Source organism: Rhizobium skierniewicense, from assembly GCF_014196515.1.
GTDB lineage: Bacteria > Pseudomonadota > Alphaproteobacteria > Rhizobiales > Rhizobiaceae > Agrobacterium > Agrobacterium skierniewicense.
The window spans coordinates 169,799-185,987 of record NZ_JACIDV010000009.1; the positions used below are offsets into that span (position 1 = coordinate 169,799).

Below are 16,189 nucleotides of genomic sequence, written 5' to 3' on the forward strand. Positions count from 1 at the left end.
TCCCTCAATTAGGGCATGGTGCCACGCGCCTCAACTGTTTTCGGTCGCCGATGAGGTCACAACGTCTTTATCCCCGGTTAAAGCCGTCTCCTCTTTTAACCGTCGCCGCGACACACTATCTTGGGACAAACGAAAGGATCTCCCCATGAGCGATCTCACATCATCCAAAATCACCAAGTCTGACGCACAGTGGCGCGAAGAGCTGACGGCGGACCAGTACCGGATCCTGCGCGAACACGGCACGGAGCGTCCCTTCACAGGTCCCTACTGGAACAGCACCGAAAAAGGCCTCTACCGCTGCGCCGGCTGCGACGAGCCGCTGTTTGTGTCCGACACGAAATTCGATGCGGGCTGCGGCTGGCCAAGCTATTTCGAGCCGGTCAAACCGGATGCCGTCATCGAGCTGCGCGACACGGCCTTCGGCATGGTGCGCACGGAGATTCGCTGCGCCAATTGCGGCGGACATCTGGGCCACGTCTTCCCGGATGGTCCACCCCCAACCGGCCTGCGCTACTGCATCAACGGCCACTCGATGGTCTTCGAACCGCAGGATTGAGCGGGATTTCTATCATGAGAAAGGCCACGTTACCTCTCGGGCAGCGTGGCCTTTATTGTTATCGGGCGTTTTCTGGCACTTTACATCTGCAACGCTCAGCCCGCGTCTGTGGCAACCGTCGACGCGAACGCAAACCCCTCATCTTCCCAACCGGTGATGCCGCCGATCATGATTTTGACAGGTCGGCCCAGACGGGCAAGATTGAGCGCTGCGCGGTCGGCTCCGTTGCAGTGAGGACCGGCGCAATAGACCACGAACAAGGTCTCGTCCGGCCACTGCGCCATGCGTTCCCGCGTCATATCTGCGTGGCGCAGGTGAATGGCACCGGGAATATGCCTGGCTGCGAAGATATCGGCAGCGCCGATAACGTGCAGCAAAACGAAATCCGGCTCTCCGCTTTTCAGGCACGCAGAGACATCGGCACAATCCGTCTCCAGCGATAGCCTTCTCGAAAAATGGTCGATAGCGACCTGTGGTGTTGCTGCGCGAATATCGGTTACAGAGCTCATCGGGCTTCTCCTTGGCTTTCTTTGAAGAACCATACCCATGACGCGAAAAGACTGGCAGGTGGCATGATGACCATATACCGTAAACATCATGCCAAAAGCCGACACACAAACATCACCCAATCGTCTTGTCGTCGTCCTTGCCTATGATGGGCTATGCACGTTCGAATTTGGCGTGGCTGTTGAGATCTTTGGGCTGGCACGGCCGGAAATGGGCAACGACTGGTATCATTTCGCCGTCGCCGCCGTGGATGAAGGCGAAATGCGCGCGGCGGGGGGGATACGCTTCGTCACCGACGGCGGGCTGGATATCATCGAGCAGGCGGGGACCATCATCGTGCCGGGCTGGCGCGGCATCCATGAACCCGTGCCAGACGCGCTGTGCGTGGCCTTGCGCAAGGCGCATCAAAATGGCGCAAGGGTTGTGTCTCTCTGCTCCGGCGTCTTCGTGCTGGCAGCGGCAGGATTGCTGGCTGGCAGGGAGGCCACCACGCATTGGCGCTACACGGACAGCCTCAAGGCGACATTCAAAGACATCGAGGTATTGCCGGATGTGCTTTATGTGGATGGAGGCACAGTGCTGACGGCAGCGGGAAGTGCTGCGGGCATCGATCTTTGTCTGCATCTGGTGCGCAGGGATTTCGGCACAAAGGCTGCCAATCTGGTGGCACGGCGTTTGGTTGTGGTGCCGCATCGTGATGGCGGGCAGGCTCAGTTCATCGACAAGGCCGTTCCGGTGCCCCACGAAAAGGCACGCCTCGGTCCGCTTCTGGACGCGATGCAGGCCGACCTTTGCCAAGACTACACGGTCGCACAATTGGCAACGTTGGTCGGCATGAGCAGCCGCACGTTTTTGCGCCGCTTCGAGGCCGCCACTGGCACGACACCCGCCAAATGGCTGCTGCTTCAGCGCCTGTCCAGGGCCAAGGACCTCCTTGAATCATCGCGGCTCGGCATCGAAGCGGTCGCCGGGACAAGCGGTTTGGGCAGTGCCGCCAATCTGCGGCACCACTTCCGTCAGCAGTTTTCCACCACGCCCGCAGCATACCGCGCACGGTTCGGTGCAAAAAATCTTACGCCGCAGGAAGCTTGAGTTCCATGCAGGTCAGGTCCAGCCAGCGGCCGAACTTTGTGCCGACCTCGGAAAATTTGCCTGCAACGCGAAAGCCGAGCGCTTCGTGGAGGCGGATGGAGGCGGTATTTTCGGATTCGATGGCACCGATGAGGACGTGGACGTCATTGGCCTTGGCGTGATCGATCAAGCCCTGCATCAACAGTTTGCCAAGGCCGGAGCCCCGCGCGCTCTTGTGGACATAGACCGAATGCTCGCGGGTGTGGCGGTAGCCATCGAAAGCGCGCCAGTCGCCATAGGACGCGTAACCCGCGACCGCGCCGTCCTTGATGGCGGCGATTACAGGAAAGCCACGGTCCTTGCGGGCCTTGAACCATTCCTTACGATTATTGAGATCGACCAGAATGTCGTTCCAGATCGCGGTCGTGTTCAGGACCGCGTCATTGTAGATTTCCATAATGGCGGGGAGGTCATCGAGGGTGGCGTCGCGTAGGTCTGTGGTCATGCTGAATAGATCCGCTGCAAATCACTGTTTGCGGACACCATAAAGCAAGAGTTGAAACGGTGAAGCGATTTTACGTTGCGACGGGGGCCAGACTGAAACTGGTCATGACAGCGGTGTAGTGGACCGCTGCGGCGACCACGACGAAGCCGTGCCAGATGGCGTTCTGGAACCGCAGGCGCTCCCACACGTGGAAAATCACGCCCATGGAATAGATGATGCCACCGATGACGATCAGCCAGAGGCTGAGCGGCGGGAGGTGGTAGGACAGGCGATCGGCAACCATCACGCCACTCCAGCCCATACTAAGGTAGAGCAGGATCGTCAGCCGATCGAACCTGCCGGGGAAAAAGCATTTCAGCAGGATACCGGAAATAGCGGCTGCCCAGATACCGGCGAGCGTCAATGCGATCAGCGGATCTTCGATGCCGCGCTGAAGGATGGGCGTGTAGGTGGCGGCGATGAGAATGAAAATGCCGGAATGATCCAGCCTGCGCAAATACCATTTCACGTTGGAATGCGGCCAGATGTTGTATGTGAATGAAATGGACAGGCAGAGGACGAGACCGAGCGCATAGATCCAGACGGCAGCGATAGCACTGAGGCTATCCCATAACGTCACGTAGAAAATCAGCGCCGTCGCACCAATCAGCGCAAAGACTATACCGACACCGTGAACGATGCCGTCCGCCACGATCTCATGAAGGTCATAACGGCGGCCGAAGCGCCAAGTCTCACTCATAATTCATTCCCGCAAAGTCCTTTCGGAAACAATGCAGACAATATGCGACGGGAACAAGACCGGTGGCTCAAAAGCCGATCACTTTGCATTCCGCGGCACCGAAAATGGTGAGATCTGCCTCTTTTGCGTTCAGATTCACCACCGCCTTCGAGATGACTGAAAGGGTGATTTTCTGGGATTGTGCTTCCTCCAGTCCTGTTTTCTTATGACCCCTTAAAAGATTTTTCAAAAAGGTCATTTCATGCGGATCGTTCTTTTCACTGTTGGAACAGAGGGTGACGTGCGCCCACTCGTGGCGCTCGGTGCCGGGCTCAAACGGGCTGGCCATGATGTCCGGATCGCCTCCGATCCCTCCTGCGCCGGCCTGGTCACGGCTCACGGGTTGGAATTTGCGCCGCTTTCGGGGGATTTTCTGGAATGGATGCGCAAGAACGAGGGTCTGCAACGGAAAGGTCTCGGCACATTCGCCATGGTCAAGGCCTTCAAGAACAAGCTTCGAGATATCGCAGCCGTCTGGCCCGAGCAGGGTCTTGCAGCCGCAGACGGGGCCGATCTGCTGATCGGCAACGGGATCGTCTATCTGCTGGCAGAGGCGCTCGGGCAGAAACTTCAGCTGCCGGTCGTCGAAACGCAGCTGGTTCCGACCCTTCCCTCGCACAACCCGCCTTTGATGCCCATGCCGAACTGGGCTTATGATTTACCCCCTGCGATCAATCATCTGCTTGGGCGCTTCATGCGCAAAACGGTATGGAGCGTGTACAGGCCTGCCTATAACGAGGTGGTAAGGCCGAAACTCGGTCTTCAACCTTACGGCCGACGCGGCCCATATCATGGGCCGCAGACGAAGCAGTTGAGCCTTTTCGGCTTCAGCTCGACGATGGTGGAGCCCGGCCGCAACTGGCCGCAAACGGTAAAGGTAACCGGCTCCTGGTCTCTGGAAGAGGCGCAATCCTTCACACCGTCAGAAGAACTCTCCGCGTTTCTGAACGCAGGCCCGCCGCCCGTCTATGTCGGCTTCGGCAGCATGTTCAACCATGATGCGGAAGCCTTCACCGCGCTGGTGCGCGAGGCCGTCAAAACCGCGGGAAAGCGCCTTCTGCTGGCCAGCGGATGGGGTGGTCTGTACGATCAGGCCGAGGCGCGGGACGACGTCATGACCATCGATCGCGCACCGCACGACTGGCTTTTCCCGCGCATGGCGCTTGCGGTTCACCACGGCGGCGCAGGCACGACCAATGCCGCTTGCCGCGCTGGCATTCCCTCCGTCGTCATTCCCGTCTTCGGCGATCAACCCTTCTGGGCGTCGCGCCTCCGCAAGCTCGGCGTTGCCGGCCAGACGCCGCCGCGCGAAGCCTTGACCGCAGAGGCCTTGAGGGACGCCATTCTGGAAGCCGACAGCCCCGAACGGCACAGGACGGCACGGGCGCTGGGAAAAAAGCTGCGTGCGGAAAACGGGATAGCCAACGCCATCAGCGCCTTGGAACAGGCAAGACTGATCTGATGCGCGTCCAAGAAGACGGTGGACTGGTTCCACCGTCAACAAATATTGCACACTTATTCGCCGAATACGCATCTTTTCTGAACGATAGATATCGCGCACAGTCACGGCAATAGCCGCTGCGCGGCGTACCGGATCGGAGTGCATGAAATATGACGCGTGAAAAACAATTCGCCCTGACACGCCCCGCCTATGTCGGCCAAGCCCATCTCGGGGTCCTCGATCTGGACAAGGTATCCGATTTCTATCAGAAGATTATCGGTCTCTCGGTCATCGAGCGGAGCGCGAGCGGACATGTGCTGGGCGTGAACGGTCAGCCATTGCTGACATTGACGACCGCTAAAAGCGCCACACAGGCACCCGGCAACGCGGCTGGCTTGTTCCACACCGCGTTTCTGATGCCAAGCCGCAGCGATCTGGCGCTGTGGCTGACGCATGTCGCGCACAGCAATGTCCAGCTTCAGGGCGCGTCCGACCATTTGGTCAGCGAGGCGATCTATCTGGCCGATCCCGAAGGCAACGGCATCGAGGTCTACCGTGACCGCACACCGGACGAATGGGACTACAAACCCGATGGCACCATTGCCATGGCGACAGAGCGGCTGGACCTTCAAGCGCTTTACGACAGCGCCCCGAAAGCAACATTTGCCAAAGCGGCAGAGGGCACTGCTATCGGCCATATCCACCTGCAGGTGGGCGATATTCCGCAAGCGGACGCGTTTTATCAGGATGTGCTGGGACTGAAGATCATGGCCCGCTATCCCGGTGCAAGCTTCTTCGGCTCCGGTGCCTACCATCATCATGTCGCGGCCAATATCTGGAACAGCCGTGGCGCACAGGCCCGGACCGACACCATGACGGGTCTCTCTGGCTATTCGCTGACATTCAACGAGAAAGCATCGCTCGATCGTGCGATTGCCGCACTCGACCGAATGGAGATTGCGACCGAACGCCAGAGCGATGGCATTGCTCTCACAGACCCCTGGGGTATCGGCCTTAAGCTGTCTGCCTGACCTGGTACAACTCTAAATCTTGCCCCTGCGGGAACTGCAATATAAGCAAAGCGTTATTGGGTTTGGCAGGGGCATGGGAAATGAATGATCAGGCGACAAACAATCGCAAGAAGGCCGCGAGAATGAGCGAGCGTAACGATCATCGGGACCCGATGACGCAGACCGCGCTGGCAACAGCCCACGAAGAAGAACGTAGCCAGCAGCCACTGGGTCGGGAAGCGCTGGATGTGGCGGTCGCGTGGTCAACCGTCGGCCTCTTTCTCATCGTTCTCATGGGTGTCATCCACTCGCTGTCGATCATCCTCATTCCCATCGTCATGGCGATCGTCGTCGGGATGATTCTGGGCGTCGCTGCCAGCAAGTTGAGCGCTTACGGCATCCCCGGCTTCGCGGTTGCGGTCATTCTATCGTCCGCCGTTGCGCTGGTGGTATTTCTGGTCATCAATTCGCTGGTCGACCCGCTGGCGACGCTTGCGCGTGAAGGCCCCGGCATTGCCGAAAAGGCCATCGACCGCATCGTGCCGTATCTGCAAGGCGTGCGGTGGCTTAATTTTTCCGCCGCCACCTTCAGTCTCAACTCCATCTCGATGGAATCGCTCATTTCGCGTAGCGGCGACATCATCGCCGTGATCGGCACCAACATCACGCCAGCGATCGTGCAAGGTCTGATCTTCTTTGCAGCCCTGTTGCTGTTTCTCTACAGCCGCATTCGCCTGCGCAAAGCCATGATCATGGCGTTTCCCCAGCGTCACCAACGTCTGCGCACCATCCGCACCATCGCCTCCATCGAGACTGTCTTGAGTTCCTATTTCGCGACAGCATCGATGATGTATGCAGGGCTGGGCACAACCATGGTCGTCATCGCCTATGTCGGCGGTCTCGCCATGCCGTTTTTGTGGGGATTGTTCGCGTTTCTTTCCAGCTTCGTGCCGTTTCTGGGCATCACCGCCATGACGCTGGCGCTGACGATTGCAGGTATCCTCACCCATGACAGTCTGGTTTTGGCGCTGATGCCCGCCATCATCTTCTTCACCATTCACCTCTTGATGGAGAACCTCGCTTTCCCCGCCGTGATCGGCAACAATATGGAAATCAACCCTTTCCTCGTCTTTGTCGCCATTATCTTCTGGACGTGGATGTGGGGCGCTGCCGGTGCCATGCTCGCCTTGCCCCTGTCCCTCATCGGCATGACAGTCGCCCGCGAGCTGTTTCCGTCCCGCCGCGTCGTGCCGAATTTGCCGTCCTGATCAATTCGACGGGGCGTTAAACGCCGGATCGTCCAGCCGGGTGAAGATGACGCCGCGGGCTTTGAGAGCCAGCAGGCCTTTGACCACGCCCTCGCCCGCTTCGTGCGTGGGCTGATTGATGTGGGAGATGACGACGTCGCCGTCTTTTGCGGAGGCGATGTGCTTGGCTGTGGTGCTGGCACCCAGCAGTGAGCCGCCGTCACCGTTGATGGAAAAGCCTGCGACGCGCTCGCCGAGCTGATTGATGGTCGCCATCGAGGAGTTGGTGTATTTGGCCGTCGCGCCGCGAAACCAGTGAGGCTGGTGGCCGGTGGCTGAGGCAACCGCGAGACTGCCGCCTTCCACTTCCTGCTCGACTGCCGCTGTCGATCCTGCGGCTGCGATGCCGTAGATCGAGACAGGCGTGTCAACCGCCGGAATGTGGTTTTCGCCGTGGTTCTCCAGTTCGAACAGGTCGGGATGCGACATCATCACCGCAAGTGCTTCAGGGTTGTGCTTCAACCAGCGCGCCGTGACGAAGATGGTGGCGGGAATTTTCTCGTTGACGAGCGTATCGAGAATCCGAAAATCCGTCTTGCCCATGCAGGCATCGAGCGTGATCGCAACGCGTGTGGCATGCGCCGCCTTACCGGGCTGCATTTTCAGTTTCGGCTCCAGCAGGCCGTTTCCCGCGAAAACGGGCGATGCGCAGGCGGCCATCGCTGCGGCAAAAGCAAGTGTCTTCAGCATGTCGGAGCCTTCTTCGATCAGGAGCCCAAGGCCATTCTGCCTGCAAAGTGCCGGAATTATGGCGTGGCGGCGGGCAGACCATCGAGTTCCGACAGCGTCGCCAATGCGTCTTCGACGCGCGCACAATCGCTGACGCTGAGCGGCATGACCGGCAAGGGCGGCTGGTGATGGGTCAGCGACAGGAGGTTTGCCGCCGCATAGACCACACGGTAGCTGCCGAACTCCTTGAAGAGAGCCCACATCGGCTGGAAATATGCCTCGATCCGCTGCACCTCGGCCTCATCTGCGGCTTTGGCTGCCCGCAGCAGGCGAAGGCTCGGCACCGGCAGCAGACCACCAATGACGCTGTACCAGCAATCCGCGCCTTGCAGCACCGCCTGCGACGCACCCCAGTCCCCACTATAGCCGATGGCGAACCCCTCACCCAGCCGTGGGCGCAGACGTTCCAGCTCATCCCTAAAAGCCATGTCGGAGGGCAGCGGCATCTTGGCGGCGCGGATATGCGGAATATAGGCCAAACGCACCAGGAGTTCGTCGCCGAAGACAAACTGGGTCGTGGACGGGTTGTTGTAGATGCACAGCGGCAGGCTCGTCGAACCGGCAACAGCTGCGAAGTGGTGGTAAGCCTCTTCCTGCGTCAACGGGGCGTAGGAGACAGGTGCCAGAAGCAAGGCATCCGCACCGGCTTTCTCCGCATCCCTCGCCAGCGCAACGGATTCGCTGGTGCGAAGAGCGCCGACACCGACGATCAGCGGCCTCTTGCCTTTGACGCATTCCGCAGCGGCTTGAACGGCCCGAAGGCGCTCGGATCGCGACAGATAGGCATAGCTTCCGGTGCTGCCCAAAAGCCCGACGCTATCGACATCTGCCGCATCCAGCCGCTCGATCAGCCGCGCCAATGCCTCGACATCGACAACGCCGTCTTCATCCGCCGGTGTCAGCGGAAACGCCGAAAGCCCGTGAAAACCCACATTCATAGACATATCCCCAAAACCCTCTCAAAAAAGGATTAAGCGGCAAATCGACGGGCGGCAATGTCAATATGAAATCAGTTAGATATCGTTGCCGAATGGCAACTCTGCCTTGGGCTGGGGCGGCACTTGTGGCCACCGAAATGTCCGAGCGGCGCTACCTCAATCATACAGGTAATGCTTCGCCCACTGTGCCTCAGGCACTTTGTCTCCGACCTTGTAGTCGAAGTCCTTGATGCCGAGCGTGGATGGTGTGATCTGGCATTTGTAGCGCAGCCGGTACCACTCGCCAGCACTTCTGAAAACCGCACCCGACGCCTTGATGCTATCGGAGGTCACGTCCGGGTCACCGAAAGCGTAAGCGATGACCTTGTCGGGCTTCATGCCCTTCTGTTCCTTGGCGATGCGCTCCATGGCTTCGATGTCGCAACGTTGCTCAAGGCGTTCTTCCGGGGCAAGGACGTTCAGCTGTCGGAGAACGTTGGCGTCGATAGCCAAGGCAGGCAACGCCATGGGCAGAGAGATCAGGGTTGCGAGAAGGGCAACGGACGTAAGCTTGTACATGGGATCCTGTCGGGCTCTTCGTTTCTTCTTTTTGTGATTCGCAGGGCAAATCCACCTGTGACACCCATCGGTACGGATGTGTCAGATTTGCGATCTAGTGGGAAAATGTGATCGAAAGCTGACCAAATTGTGCCGAGCGGATCTTCTCCCGAATAAGTTTTCCTCCTTGATAGACCTGTATCCGCGCTCTACATCTTCGTGCACACGCAGACCGATTTCCCATGAAAGCGAGTACCTCTTGTCCATTTTCAAAAACCTGCCTGCAGCCCCCGTTGCAGAAAAGAAGCCGGTAACCGACACCCATCACGGCGTGACCCGCACGGATGATTATGCGTGGTTCCGGGCAGATAACTGGCAGGCGATGTTCAAGGATCCGACGCTCCTGGACCCCGCCATTCGCACCCATCTGGAAGCGGAAAACGCTTATATGGAAGCGGCTATGGCTGATACCAAGCTATTGCAGGAAAAGCTGTTCGAAGAGATGAAGGGCCGCATCAAGCAGGATGATTCCTCGGTGCCGGTCAATGACGGTCCCTATGCCTACGGCACGCTGTTCGTGACGGGTGGGGAGCAGCCGCATTATTTCCGTACGCCACGCGGCGGCGGCGAGAAGCACGTCCTGCTGGATGGTGACAAGGAAGCCGAAGGCAAGGATTATTTCCGTCTCGCCGGCCTCGACCAGACATCCGATCACAGTCGCGGCATCTGGGGTTATGACGACAAGGGTTCGGAATATTACACGCTGCGGGTTCGCGAACTGGAAAGCGGCGTCGATCTGGCAGACGTGATCGAAAACACCGCCGGTGGTGGCGCATGGGCGCCGGATGGCAAGAGCTTTTTCTATTCGCTCCAGGACGAAAACCACCGCCCCTCCAAGGTCTTCCACCATATTATCGGGCAGCCGCAGTCCTCCGACCGGCTGGTTTATGAGGAAAAGGACCCTGGCTTCTTCATGGGCGTGGGCGCGTCGGTTCTCGATGATTTTATTTTCATCGATATCCACGACCACGAAACCAGCGAATACCGCATTCTCTCCACAAAGGATTTGATGGCAGAACCACAGATCGTGGCGGAGCGTGAGGAAGGCATCGAATATTCGCTGTGCGAGGGCGGCGACGTCTTCTACATTCTGACCAATGACGGCGACGCCAAGGATTTCCGGATTTGCCAGACGCCGGTAACGGCACCGGGCAAGGAAAACTGGACGGAGGTCGTGCCGCACGAGCCGGGCCGTCTCATTCTCGATATCGATGCCTATGCCCGTCACCTGATCTGGCTGGAGCGCCGCGATGGCCTGCCGCGCATTGTCATCCGTGACCGTATGAGCGGTGAGGAACACAGCGTCGCCTTTGACGAAGAAGCCTATTCGCTGGGTCTGCATGGTGCTGCCGAATACGACACCAACGTTATCCGCTTCAGCTACTCCTCGATGACGACGCCAAGCCAGCTGTTCGACTACGACATGGTGACGCGCGAGCGGACACTGCTCAAGACGCAGGAAGTACCGTCAGGCCATAACCCTGATGATTACGTTACCCGTCGCATCATGGCGACATCGCATGATGGCGCGTTGGTGCCGGTGTCCCTGCTCTACCGCAAGGACGTGGCGCTGGATGGGTCTGCTCCTTGTCTTCTCTACGGTTACGGCGCCTACGGCATCTCCATTCCGGCATCTTTCAGCACCAACAATCTGTCGCTGGCCGATCGCGGCTTTGTCTATGCCGTGGCTCATATCAGAGGCGGCAAGGACAAGGGTTTCGAATGGTACGAAACCGGCAAGATGGAGCACAAGCAGAACACGTTCAAGGACTTCATCGCCGCAGCTGACCATCTGGTGCAGGAGGGCTTCACCTCCTATTCCGGCATCATTGCCGAAGGTGGGTCTGCCGGTGGCATGCTGATGGGTGCTGTCGCCAATATGGCGCCTGAGAAGTTCGCAGGCATCATCGCCGCCGTTCCCTTCGTGGACGTGCTGACGACCATGCTGGACGATACCCTGCCGTTGACGCCGCCTGAATGGCCCGAATGGGGCAACCCGCTGGAGTCGGAAGAGGAATACCAGTGGATCGCCGCCTACAGCCCGTACGACAACGTGACGGCGAAGTCCTACCCGCCGATGCTCGCCATTTCCGGCCTGACCGACCCGCGTGTGACCTACTGGGAGCCGACAAAATGGGTGGCGAAACTGCGGGAGCATACAACGGGTGACGCGCCAATCCTGTTGAAAACCAACATGGCGGCGGGCCATGGCGGAAAGTCCGGTCGCTTCCAGCGGCTGGAAGAGATCGCCTTTGAGTATGCGTTTGCGTTGAAGGTAGCGGCCAAGGCTGCTGTTTAAAGGTCGGCAAACGTTTCCTCGTCGTCATGCTCGGGCTTGTCCCGGGCATCTGCGACGTTGCATGCGCAGAAGTGGGATTAGATCCTCGGGACAAGCCCGAGGATGACGAACTCGATGGAAATCGGAGGAAAATACCTTCCGAAATGCCTTTTGTGAGATTTTTTTCCACAAAAAATCGTGACTTCAATTTATCTGAATATATATTCGAATATATCTGAATTAACATTTTTTACATGAAAAATTCTTGATATCATCAAGTCAAAAAATCAATCATGGAAGTATTATGTGAAACCAGAGATGGTTCCGGATATCCGCGCATGGCTGCATTGCCACATTTTGCGTTGCAATATCATCTTCTCGCCGTATTATAGAAGGCGTTGACATATTTATGCGCTTTTCCGCCGCTGTGATCGTGGCACTCTTCGTCGCTCCGTAGCGGCTTTTCTTTGACGGCTTCTCGTTCGTCTTTCCGCGCGTGTCATTCGACATGGAGCCTTCGCAAGCTTGCTCGCGAAATCCACGCTCCGTGGCCTTAGCTTTGCGTTCCGGCAGCGACATCGTTGCGCCGACGCTTTTGGCAGGCCGGGCTTTGCAGTGCCCCGGTATGCCTCACATAAACACTGCATTAGACTTGGGGGTCTTACACATGAAGAAACTCCTCGCCTCGACCATTCTTGTCACGGGCTTCATCCTTGCCGCCGCTGCTGCAAGCTCCGCCAATGCCGCTGAAGACTGCGGCAATATCTCCATCGCAGAAATGAACTGGGCATCCGCTGGCGTTGCGGCTTATGTCGACAAGTTCATCATGGAAAACGGCTATGACTGCACGGTCGATATCGTGACCGGCGACACCACGCCGACCTTCACCTCCATGAACGAGAAGGGACAGCCGGATATGGCGCCTGAAATGTGGGTGAATACGCTGGGCACCCCTTACGAGGAAGCCGTCAAATCCGGCAACCTCATTCAGGACGTCAAAATTCTGAGCGACGGCGGTATCGAAGGTTGGTGGATACCAAAATATCTCGCCGACGCACATCCCGACATCAAGACGGTTGAAGATGCGCTCAAGCACCCAGAACTGTTCCCCGCTCCGGAAGATGCCAGCAAGGGTGCCGTCTTCGGTTGCCCACCCGGCTGGGGTTGCCAGCCAACCACCGCCAATCTGTTCAAGGCGCGAAAGGCGGGTGAAAAGGGTTTCACCCTGGTCGACACCGGCTCCGCCGCTGGCCTCGATGGCTCCATTTCCAACGCCTATGAGAAGAAGCAGGGGTGGCTGGGCTATTACTGGGCACCAACCGCGATCATGGGCAAATACGACATGGTCAAGCTGGACGACGGCGTGCCGCTCGACCGCGAAGCCTATGACAACTGCATCGCCAAGGCCGATTGCGCCGATCCCAAACCGAACGCCTACCCCGTCGCTGACGTCTTTACCGTCGTGACCAAGGAGTTTGCCGAAAAGGCTGGGCCATCTGCCGAATACGTCAAGAAGCGCCAGTGGGATAACGAAACCCTGGCCAAGATTTTGGCCTGGATGGACGAAAACCAGGGCACCAATGAAGACGGTGCAGCTTATTTCCTCGAAAACCACGAGGACATCTGGACCAAGTGGGTTTCGCCCGAGGTGGCTGAAAAGATCAAGGCTTCGATCTGATGTGAGTGTGATTGGCGTGCATGGCCGTTCGGTCATGCGCGCCAATCCCCCTCTGCCTGCCGGCATCTCCCCCACAAGGGGGGAGAAAATTCGCCACGACATCTTGCCTATCTCCACCGTCGAGATTGAAGAAGGCGCGTGCTGCTAGCGTTCTCCCCCCTTGTGGGGGAGATGCCGGCAGGCAGAGGGGGTCTTCCGCACCCATAAGCCCCTCCAACAAAACTAAGGGAAAACAACAATAATGGCCCTCTGTAATCTTCTGCCGGATATGCTGTGCAAATTTCCAGAAATTGGCAACAGCACCATGCGCGTGGCCCGCAAGACAATCGATGACGGGTTTCGCGACATCGTTCGCAGCTACGGCGATGTCATCGACACGATCGTGCACCCGCTGCAACTGTTTCTGAATTCGTCCGAACGCTTCTTCACGCAGACGCCGTGGATCATCATCTTTCTCGGCCTGCTGGCCATGGTGCATCTGGCCGGACGCAGCTTCCGCATCACGCTCGGTACCGCTGTTTCGCTGTGCCTGATCGGCGCGGTTGGCCTCTGGCGGGATGCCATGACGACGCTGTCCATCGTGGCAATCGCGACGCTGATTGCCGTCGCCATCGGTCTGCCGCTGGGCATTCTCATGGCGCGGTCCGAGAGGCTTCAGCGCTTCATCAACCCCACGCTGGACGTGATGCAGACGATGCCGAGCTTCGTCTACCTCATCCCCGTGGTCGTCATCTTCGGTATCGGCAAGGTGCCGGGCCTGATCGCTGTCGTCATCTATGCGATACCGCCGATGATTCGCCTGACCAACCTGGGCATTCGCATGGTGGACCGGGAAACGCTGGAGGCGGCTGATGCCTTCGGGTCTTCCAACACCCAGAAGCTGTTCAATGTGCAACTGCCATTGGCGTTGCCCACCATCATGACCGGCATCAACCAGACCATCATGATGTCGCTCGCCATGGTCGTGGTCGCATCCATGGTCGGCGTCGGCGGCTTGGGCAAGAACGTGCTTCAGGCCATCAACAACCAGTTCTTCACAATCGGCTTCCTGAACGGCTTCGCACTGGTGGCCATCGCCATCATGTTCGACCGTGCCAGCCAGGCCTTCGGCAAGCGTTTGCAGAAATATCGCGAGGTGCAACATGGCTAAGGACATCGAAATCCGGAATCTTTACAAGATCTTCGGCAAGCACCCCGAGAGACATCTCGATGCCGTTAAGAACGGCTTGAGCAAGACCGAACTGAACGACAGGCACAACCATGTGCTGGGTCTCAACGACATCAACATCACCATGCCCGGCGGCAAGATCACCGTCGTCATGGGCCTCTCGGGCTCTGGCAAGTCCACGCTCATCCGCCACATCAACCGGCTGATCGAGCCGAGTGCTGGCGAAGTGCTCTATGACGGACAGGACATCTGCTCCATGGGCAGTTCCAGCCTGCGCGATTTCCGTCGCCACAGGACCGCCATGGTATTCCAGAAGTTCGGTCTTTTGCCGCACCGGACCGTGCTGGAAAACAGCGTCTACGGTCTCGATATTCAGGGCGTGTCGCGCAAGGACAGCCTTGAAAAGGGTCGGTACTGGCTGAACCGTGTGGGCCTCGATGGTTACGAGGACAACTATCCCAACCAGCTGTCCGGTGGTATGCAGCAGCGGGTGGGCCTTGCCCGCGCACTGACCAACGATGCCGACATTCTGTTGATGGATGAGGCCTATTCCGCGCTCGACCCGTTGATCCGCGTCGATATGCAGACGATGCTGCTCGATCTTCAGCAGGAGTTGCAGAAGACCGTGGTTTTCATCACGCACGATCTGGACGAGGCCTTGCGGCTGGGTGACCATATCGCAATCCTCAAGGATGGCGAAATGGTCCAGCAGGGCGACGGGCAGAGCATCATCCAGCACCCGGCCAATGACTATGTCAGCGACTTCGTGCGGGACGTAAACCGCGGACGCGTGCTTCAGGCAACGACGGTCATGGAACCGGCCATCCCAGCGCAGGAAACGATTTCGGTTCTGGAGACCGACACGCTGGAAAACATCGCCCGTGATATGACCGACGCCAATGAAACCACCGCGCAGGTGGTGGACGAGGACGGCAAGACGGTGGGCAGCATCGGCATCGAGACGCTGATGGCCGCCATGGTGACGCCTGCCACGCAGGATGACGAGGCACTGGATGAAGCAACCCCGCCGCAAGCGGTGGCAACGGAGCCTGCGCCTGCGCCGGAAAAGCGCATCGCCTGATTCTCCTGGCCCTTCGCGACTGACGTTGCGGAGGGCATCCTGCCTGGAAAGGGAATCGTCAAAAGCTGGCCTTTTCCCATTTTGCAAGCCCCAAAAATGCAAAAACGAAGCACCACTTTCAGACCTGTCAAGCACTCAACACACAGCCGAGTGCGACGACGCAAGCCTCGCGCAAGCTTCAGCCATTAATACTTCGTTAATCAGGCAGAGAGAGGCTTGCTATGAATATCGATAACAATATCGGCGGATCGGCGCATCATCCCCGGTCGCAGCACATTGAAAAGCGATCGACCGAGACCGTTGCACCAGAACATCAGCAGGCGACGCGGAGCGGCAGCAAGATATCCTTCGTCAACGCGCTGGAGGCGACATCGCTTGCCAACGTTCTGTGGACCGTGAACAACGAAGCCGCAGCCAATGACGCCGCCTCCCAGAGCAGCGCTGCTCAGCCTATGTCTCAAGTCGAATCCGTGTGGCTCCGTCAGGCCTATACCGAACATTGAAAAATCATCGCGCCTTTTGACAAGGCGTGGTCAGATGACAGA

17 protein-coding genes are annotated in these 16,189 nt (G+C 58.3%); 10 read left to right on the top strand and 7 right to left on the bottom strand.

All coding sequences use genetic code 11. The features are described from left to right. Positions 1 to 145 precede the first annotated feature (145 nt). Entirely contained in the window at positions 146 to 556 is a 411-nt protein-coding gene (gene msrB / locus GGQ73_RS15865) for a peptide-methionine (R)-S-oxide reductase MsrB (RefSeq protein ID WP_174152404.1), read from the top strand. 95 nt (positions 557 to 651) lie between these two features. Here msrB and GGQ73_RS15870 read toward each other — a convergent pair whose 3' ends face one another. Then, entirely contained in the window at positions 652 to 1,065 is a 414-nt protein-coding gene (locus tag GGQ73_RS15870; RefSeq protein ID WP_183897135.1) for a rhodanese-like domain-containing protein, read from the bottom strand. 88 nt (positions 1,066 to 1,153) lie between these two features. Here GGQ73_RS15870 and ftrA point away from each other — a divergent pair, with 88 nt between their 5' ends. Further along, the gene (gene ftrA / locus GGQ73_RS15875) at positions 1,154 to 2,155 is read left to right on the top strand and encodes a transcriptional regulator FtrA (RefSeq protein ID WP_183897136.1); all 1,002 of its coding nucleotides are present in this window, start codon (positions 1,154 to 1,156) and stop codon (positions 2,153 to 2,155) included. On the opposite strand, the gene GGQ73_RS15880 is transcribed toward ftrA, so the two are convergent. From GGQ73_RS15880 to GGQ73_RS15890, 3 genes are all read right to left on the bottom strand, one after another. After that, positions 2,136 to 2,639 carry a GNAT family N-acetyltransferase gene (locus GGQ73_RS15880; protein WP_183897137.1) on the bottom strand — a complete coding sequence of 168 codons (504 nt, stop codon included), beginning with the start codon at positions 2,637 to 2,639 and terminating at the stop codon, positions 2,136 to 2,138. The genes ftrA and GGQ73_RS15880 overlap by 20 nt on opposite strands. 70 nt (positions 2,640 to 2,709) lie before the next feature. Further along, positions 2,710 to 3,378 carry a PAQR family membrane homeostasis protein TrhA gene (gene trhA / locus GGQ73_RS15885; RefSeq protein WP_174152402.1) on the bottom strand — a complete coding sequence of 223 codons (669 nt, stop codon included), beginning with the start codon at positions 3,376 to 3,378 and terminating at the stop codon, positions 2,710 to 2,712. A gap of 67 nt (positions 3,379 to 3,445) precedes the next feature. Continuing rightward, entirely contained in the window at positions 3,446 to 3,616 is a 171-nt protein-coding gene (locus tag GGQ73_RS15890) for a hypothetical protein (RefSeq protein ID WP_174152401.1), read from the bottom strand. A gap of 3 nt (positions 3,617 to 3,619) precedes the next feature. On the opposite strand from GGQ73_RS15890, the gene GGQ73_RS15895 reads away from it, so the two are divergent. The 3 genes from GGQ73_RS15895 (at position 3,620) to GGQ73_RS15905 (ending at position 7,136) form a co-directional block, all read left to right on the top strand. Next, entirely contained in the window at positions 3,620 to 4,879 is a 1,260-nt protein-coding gene (locus tag GGQ73_RS15895; RefSeq protein WP_183897138.1) for a glycosyltransferase, read from the top strand. Between the two features lie 149 nt (positions 4,880 to 5,028). Then, entirely contained in the window at positions 5,029 to 5,889 is an 861-nt protein-coding gene (locus tag GGQ73_RS15900; protein WP_183897139.1) for a VOC family protein, read from the top strand. A gap of 152 nt (positions 5,890 to 6,041) precedes the next feature. Then, positions 6,042 to 7,136 (top strand): AI-2E family transporter, encoded by a 1,095-nt coding sequence (locus GGQ73_RS15905; RefSeq protein ID WP_412762987.1) that lies wholly within the window; start codon positions 6,042 to 6,044, stop codon positions 7,134 to 7,136. On the opposite strand, the gene GGQ73_RS15910 is transcribed toward GGQ73_RS15905, so the two are convergent. The 3 genes from GGQ73_RS15910 to GGQ73_RS15920 form a co-directional block, all read right to left on the bottom strand. Beyond that, a complete protein-coding gene (locus GGQ73_RS15910; RefSeq protein WP_183897140.1) occupies positions 7,137 to 7,865 on the bottom strand; it encodes a polysaccharide deacetylase family protein in 729 nt (242 codons plus the stop codon). Between the two features lie 56 nt (positions 7,866 to 7,921). After that, on the bottom strand, positions 7,922 to 8,848 hold the full coding sequence (locus tag GGQ73_RS15915; protein WP_412762984.1) for a dihydrodipicolinate synthase family protein: 927 nt from the start codon (positions 8,846 to 8,848) through the stop codon (positions 7,922 to 7,924). A 150-nt stretch (positions 8,849 to 8,998) separates the two neighbouring features. Next, positions 8,999 to 9,400: a DUF930 domain-containing protein gene (locus tag GGQ73_RS15920; RefSeq protein WP_174152395.1), complete on the bottom strand. Its 402-nt coding sequence runs from the start codon at positions 9,398 to 9,400 to the stop codon at positions 8,999 to 9,001. A gap of 238 nt (positions 9,401 to 9,638) precedes the next feature. Here GGQ73_RS15920 and GGQ73_RS15925 point away from each other — a divergent pair, with 238 nt between their 5' ends. From GGQ73_RS15925 to GGQ73_RS15945, 5 genes are all read left to right on the top strand, one after another. After that, positions 9,639 to 11,738 carry a S9 family peptidase gene (locus tag GGQ73_RS15925; RefSeq protein ID WP_183897142.1) on the top strand — a complete coding sequence of 700 codons (2,100 nt, stop codon included), beginning with the start codon at positions 9,639 to 9,641 and terminating at the stop codon, positions 11,736 to 11,738. 646 nt (positions 11,739 to 12,384) lie between these two features. After that, positions 12,385 to 13,395, top strand: a complete 1,011-nt coding sequence (locus tag GGQ73_RS15930) for an ABC transporter substrate-binding protein (RefSeq protein WP_183897143.1) — start codon at positions 12,385 to 12,387, stop codon at positions 13,393 to 13,395. Between the two features lie 241 nt (positions 13,396 to 13,636). Beyond that, positions 13,637 to 14,545, top strand: coding sequence for an ABC transporter permease (locus GGQ73_RS15935; protein ID WP_183897144.1), 909 nt, complete (start codon positions 13,637 to 13,639; stop codon positions 14,543 to 14,545). Then, positions 14,538 to 15,644, top strand: a complete 1,107-nt coding sequence (locus GGQ73_RS15940) for a quaternary amine ABC transporter ATP-binding protein (protein WP_183897145.1) — start codon at positions 14,538 to 14,540, stop codon at positions 15,642 to 15,644. The genes GGQ73_RS15935 and GGQ73_RS15940 overlap by 8 nt, the downstream gene beginning before the upstream one ends. Positions 15,645 to 15,865: 221 nt before the next feature. After that, a complete protein-coding gene (locus tag GGQ73_RS15945) occupies positions 15,866 to 16,147 on the top strand; it encodes a hypothetical protein (RefSeq protein ID WP_183897146.1) in 282 nt (93 codons plus the stop codon). Positions 16,148 to 16,189 lie beyond the last annotated feature (42 nt).

What these genes read in the sequence shown, in the direction of transcription:
- msrB (WP_174152404.1), top strand. Translation starts at nt 146, where the DNA reads ATGAGCGATCTCACATCATCCAAAATCACCAAGTCTGACGCACAGTGG.
- GGQ73_RS15870 (WP_183897135.1), bottom strand. Translation starts at nt 1,065, where the DNA reads ATGAGCTCTGTAACCGATATTCGCGCAGCAACACCACAGGTCGCTATC.
- ftrA (WP_183897136.1), top strand. Translation starts at nt 1,154, where the DNA reads ATGCCAAAAGCCGACACACAAACATCACCCAATCGTCTTGTCGTCGTC.
- GGQ73_RS15880 (WP_183897137.1), bottom strand. Translation starts at nt 2,639, where the DNA reads ATGACCACAGACCTACGCGACGCCACCCTCGATGACCTCCCCGCCATT.
- trhA (WP_174152402.1), bottom strand. Translation starts at nt 3,378, where the DNA reads ATGAGTGAGACTTGGCGCTTCGGCCGCCGTTATGACCTTCATGAGATC.
- GGQ73_RS15890 (WP_174152401.1), bottom strand. Translation starts at nt 3,616, where the DNA reads ATGACCTTTTTGAAAAATCTTTTAAGGGGTCATAAGAAAACAGGACTG.
- GGQ73_RS15895 (WP_183897138.1), top strand. Translation starts at nt 3,620, where the DNA reads ATGCGGATCGTTCTTTTCACTGTTGGAACAGAGGGTGACGTGCGCCCA.
- GGQ73_RS15900 (WP_183897139.1), top strand. Translation starts at nt 5,029, where the DNA reads ATGACGCGTGAAAAACAATTCGCCCTGACACGCCCCGCCTATGTCGGC.
- GGQ73_RS15905 (WP_412762987.1), top strand. Translation starts at nt 6,042, where the DNA reads ATGACGCAGACCGCGCTGGCAACAGCCCACGAAGAAGAACGTAGCCAG.
- GGQ73_RS15910 (WP_183897140.1), bottom strand. Translation starts at nt 7,865, where the DNA reads ATGCTGAAGACACTTGCTTTTGCCGCAGCGATGGCCGCCTGCGCATCG.
- GGQ73_RS15915 (WP_412762984.1), bottom strand. Translation starts at nt 8,848, where the DNA reads ATGTCTATGAATGTGGGTTTTCACGGGCTTTCGGCGTTTCCGCTGACA.
- GGQ73_RS15920 (WP_174152395.1), bottom strand. Translation starts at nt 9,400, where the DNA reads ATGTACAAGCTTACGTCCGTTGCCCTTCTCGCAACCCTGATCTCTCTG.
- GGQ73_RS15930 (WP_183897143.1), top strand. Translation starts at nt 12,385, where the DNA reads ATGAAGAAACTCCTCGCCTCGACCATTCTTGTCACGGGCTTCATCCTT.
- GGQ73_RS15935 (WP_183897144.1), top strand. Translation starts at nt 13,637, where the DNA reads ATGGCCCTCTGTAATCTTCTGCCGGATATGCTGTGCAAATTTCCAGAA.
- GGQ73_RS15940 (WP_183897145.1), top strand. Translation starts at nt 14,538, where the DNA reads ATGGCTAAGGACATCGAAATCCGGAATCTTTACAAGATCTTCGGCAAG.
- GGQ73_RS15945 (WP_183897146.1), top strand. Translation starts at nt 15,866, where the DNA reads ATGAATATCGATAACAATATCGGCGGATCGGCGCATCATCCCCGGTCG.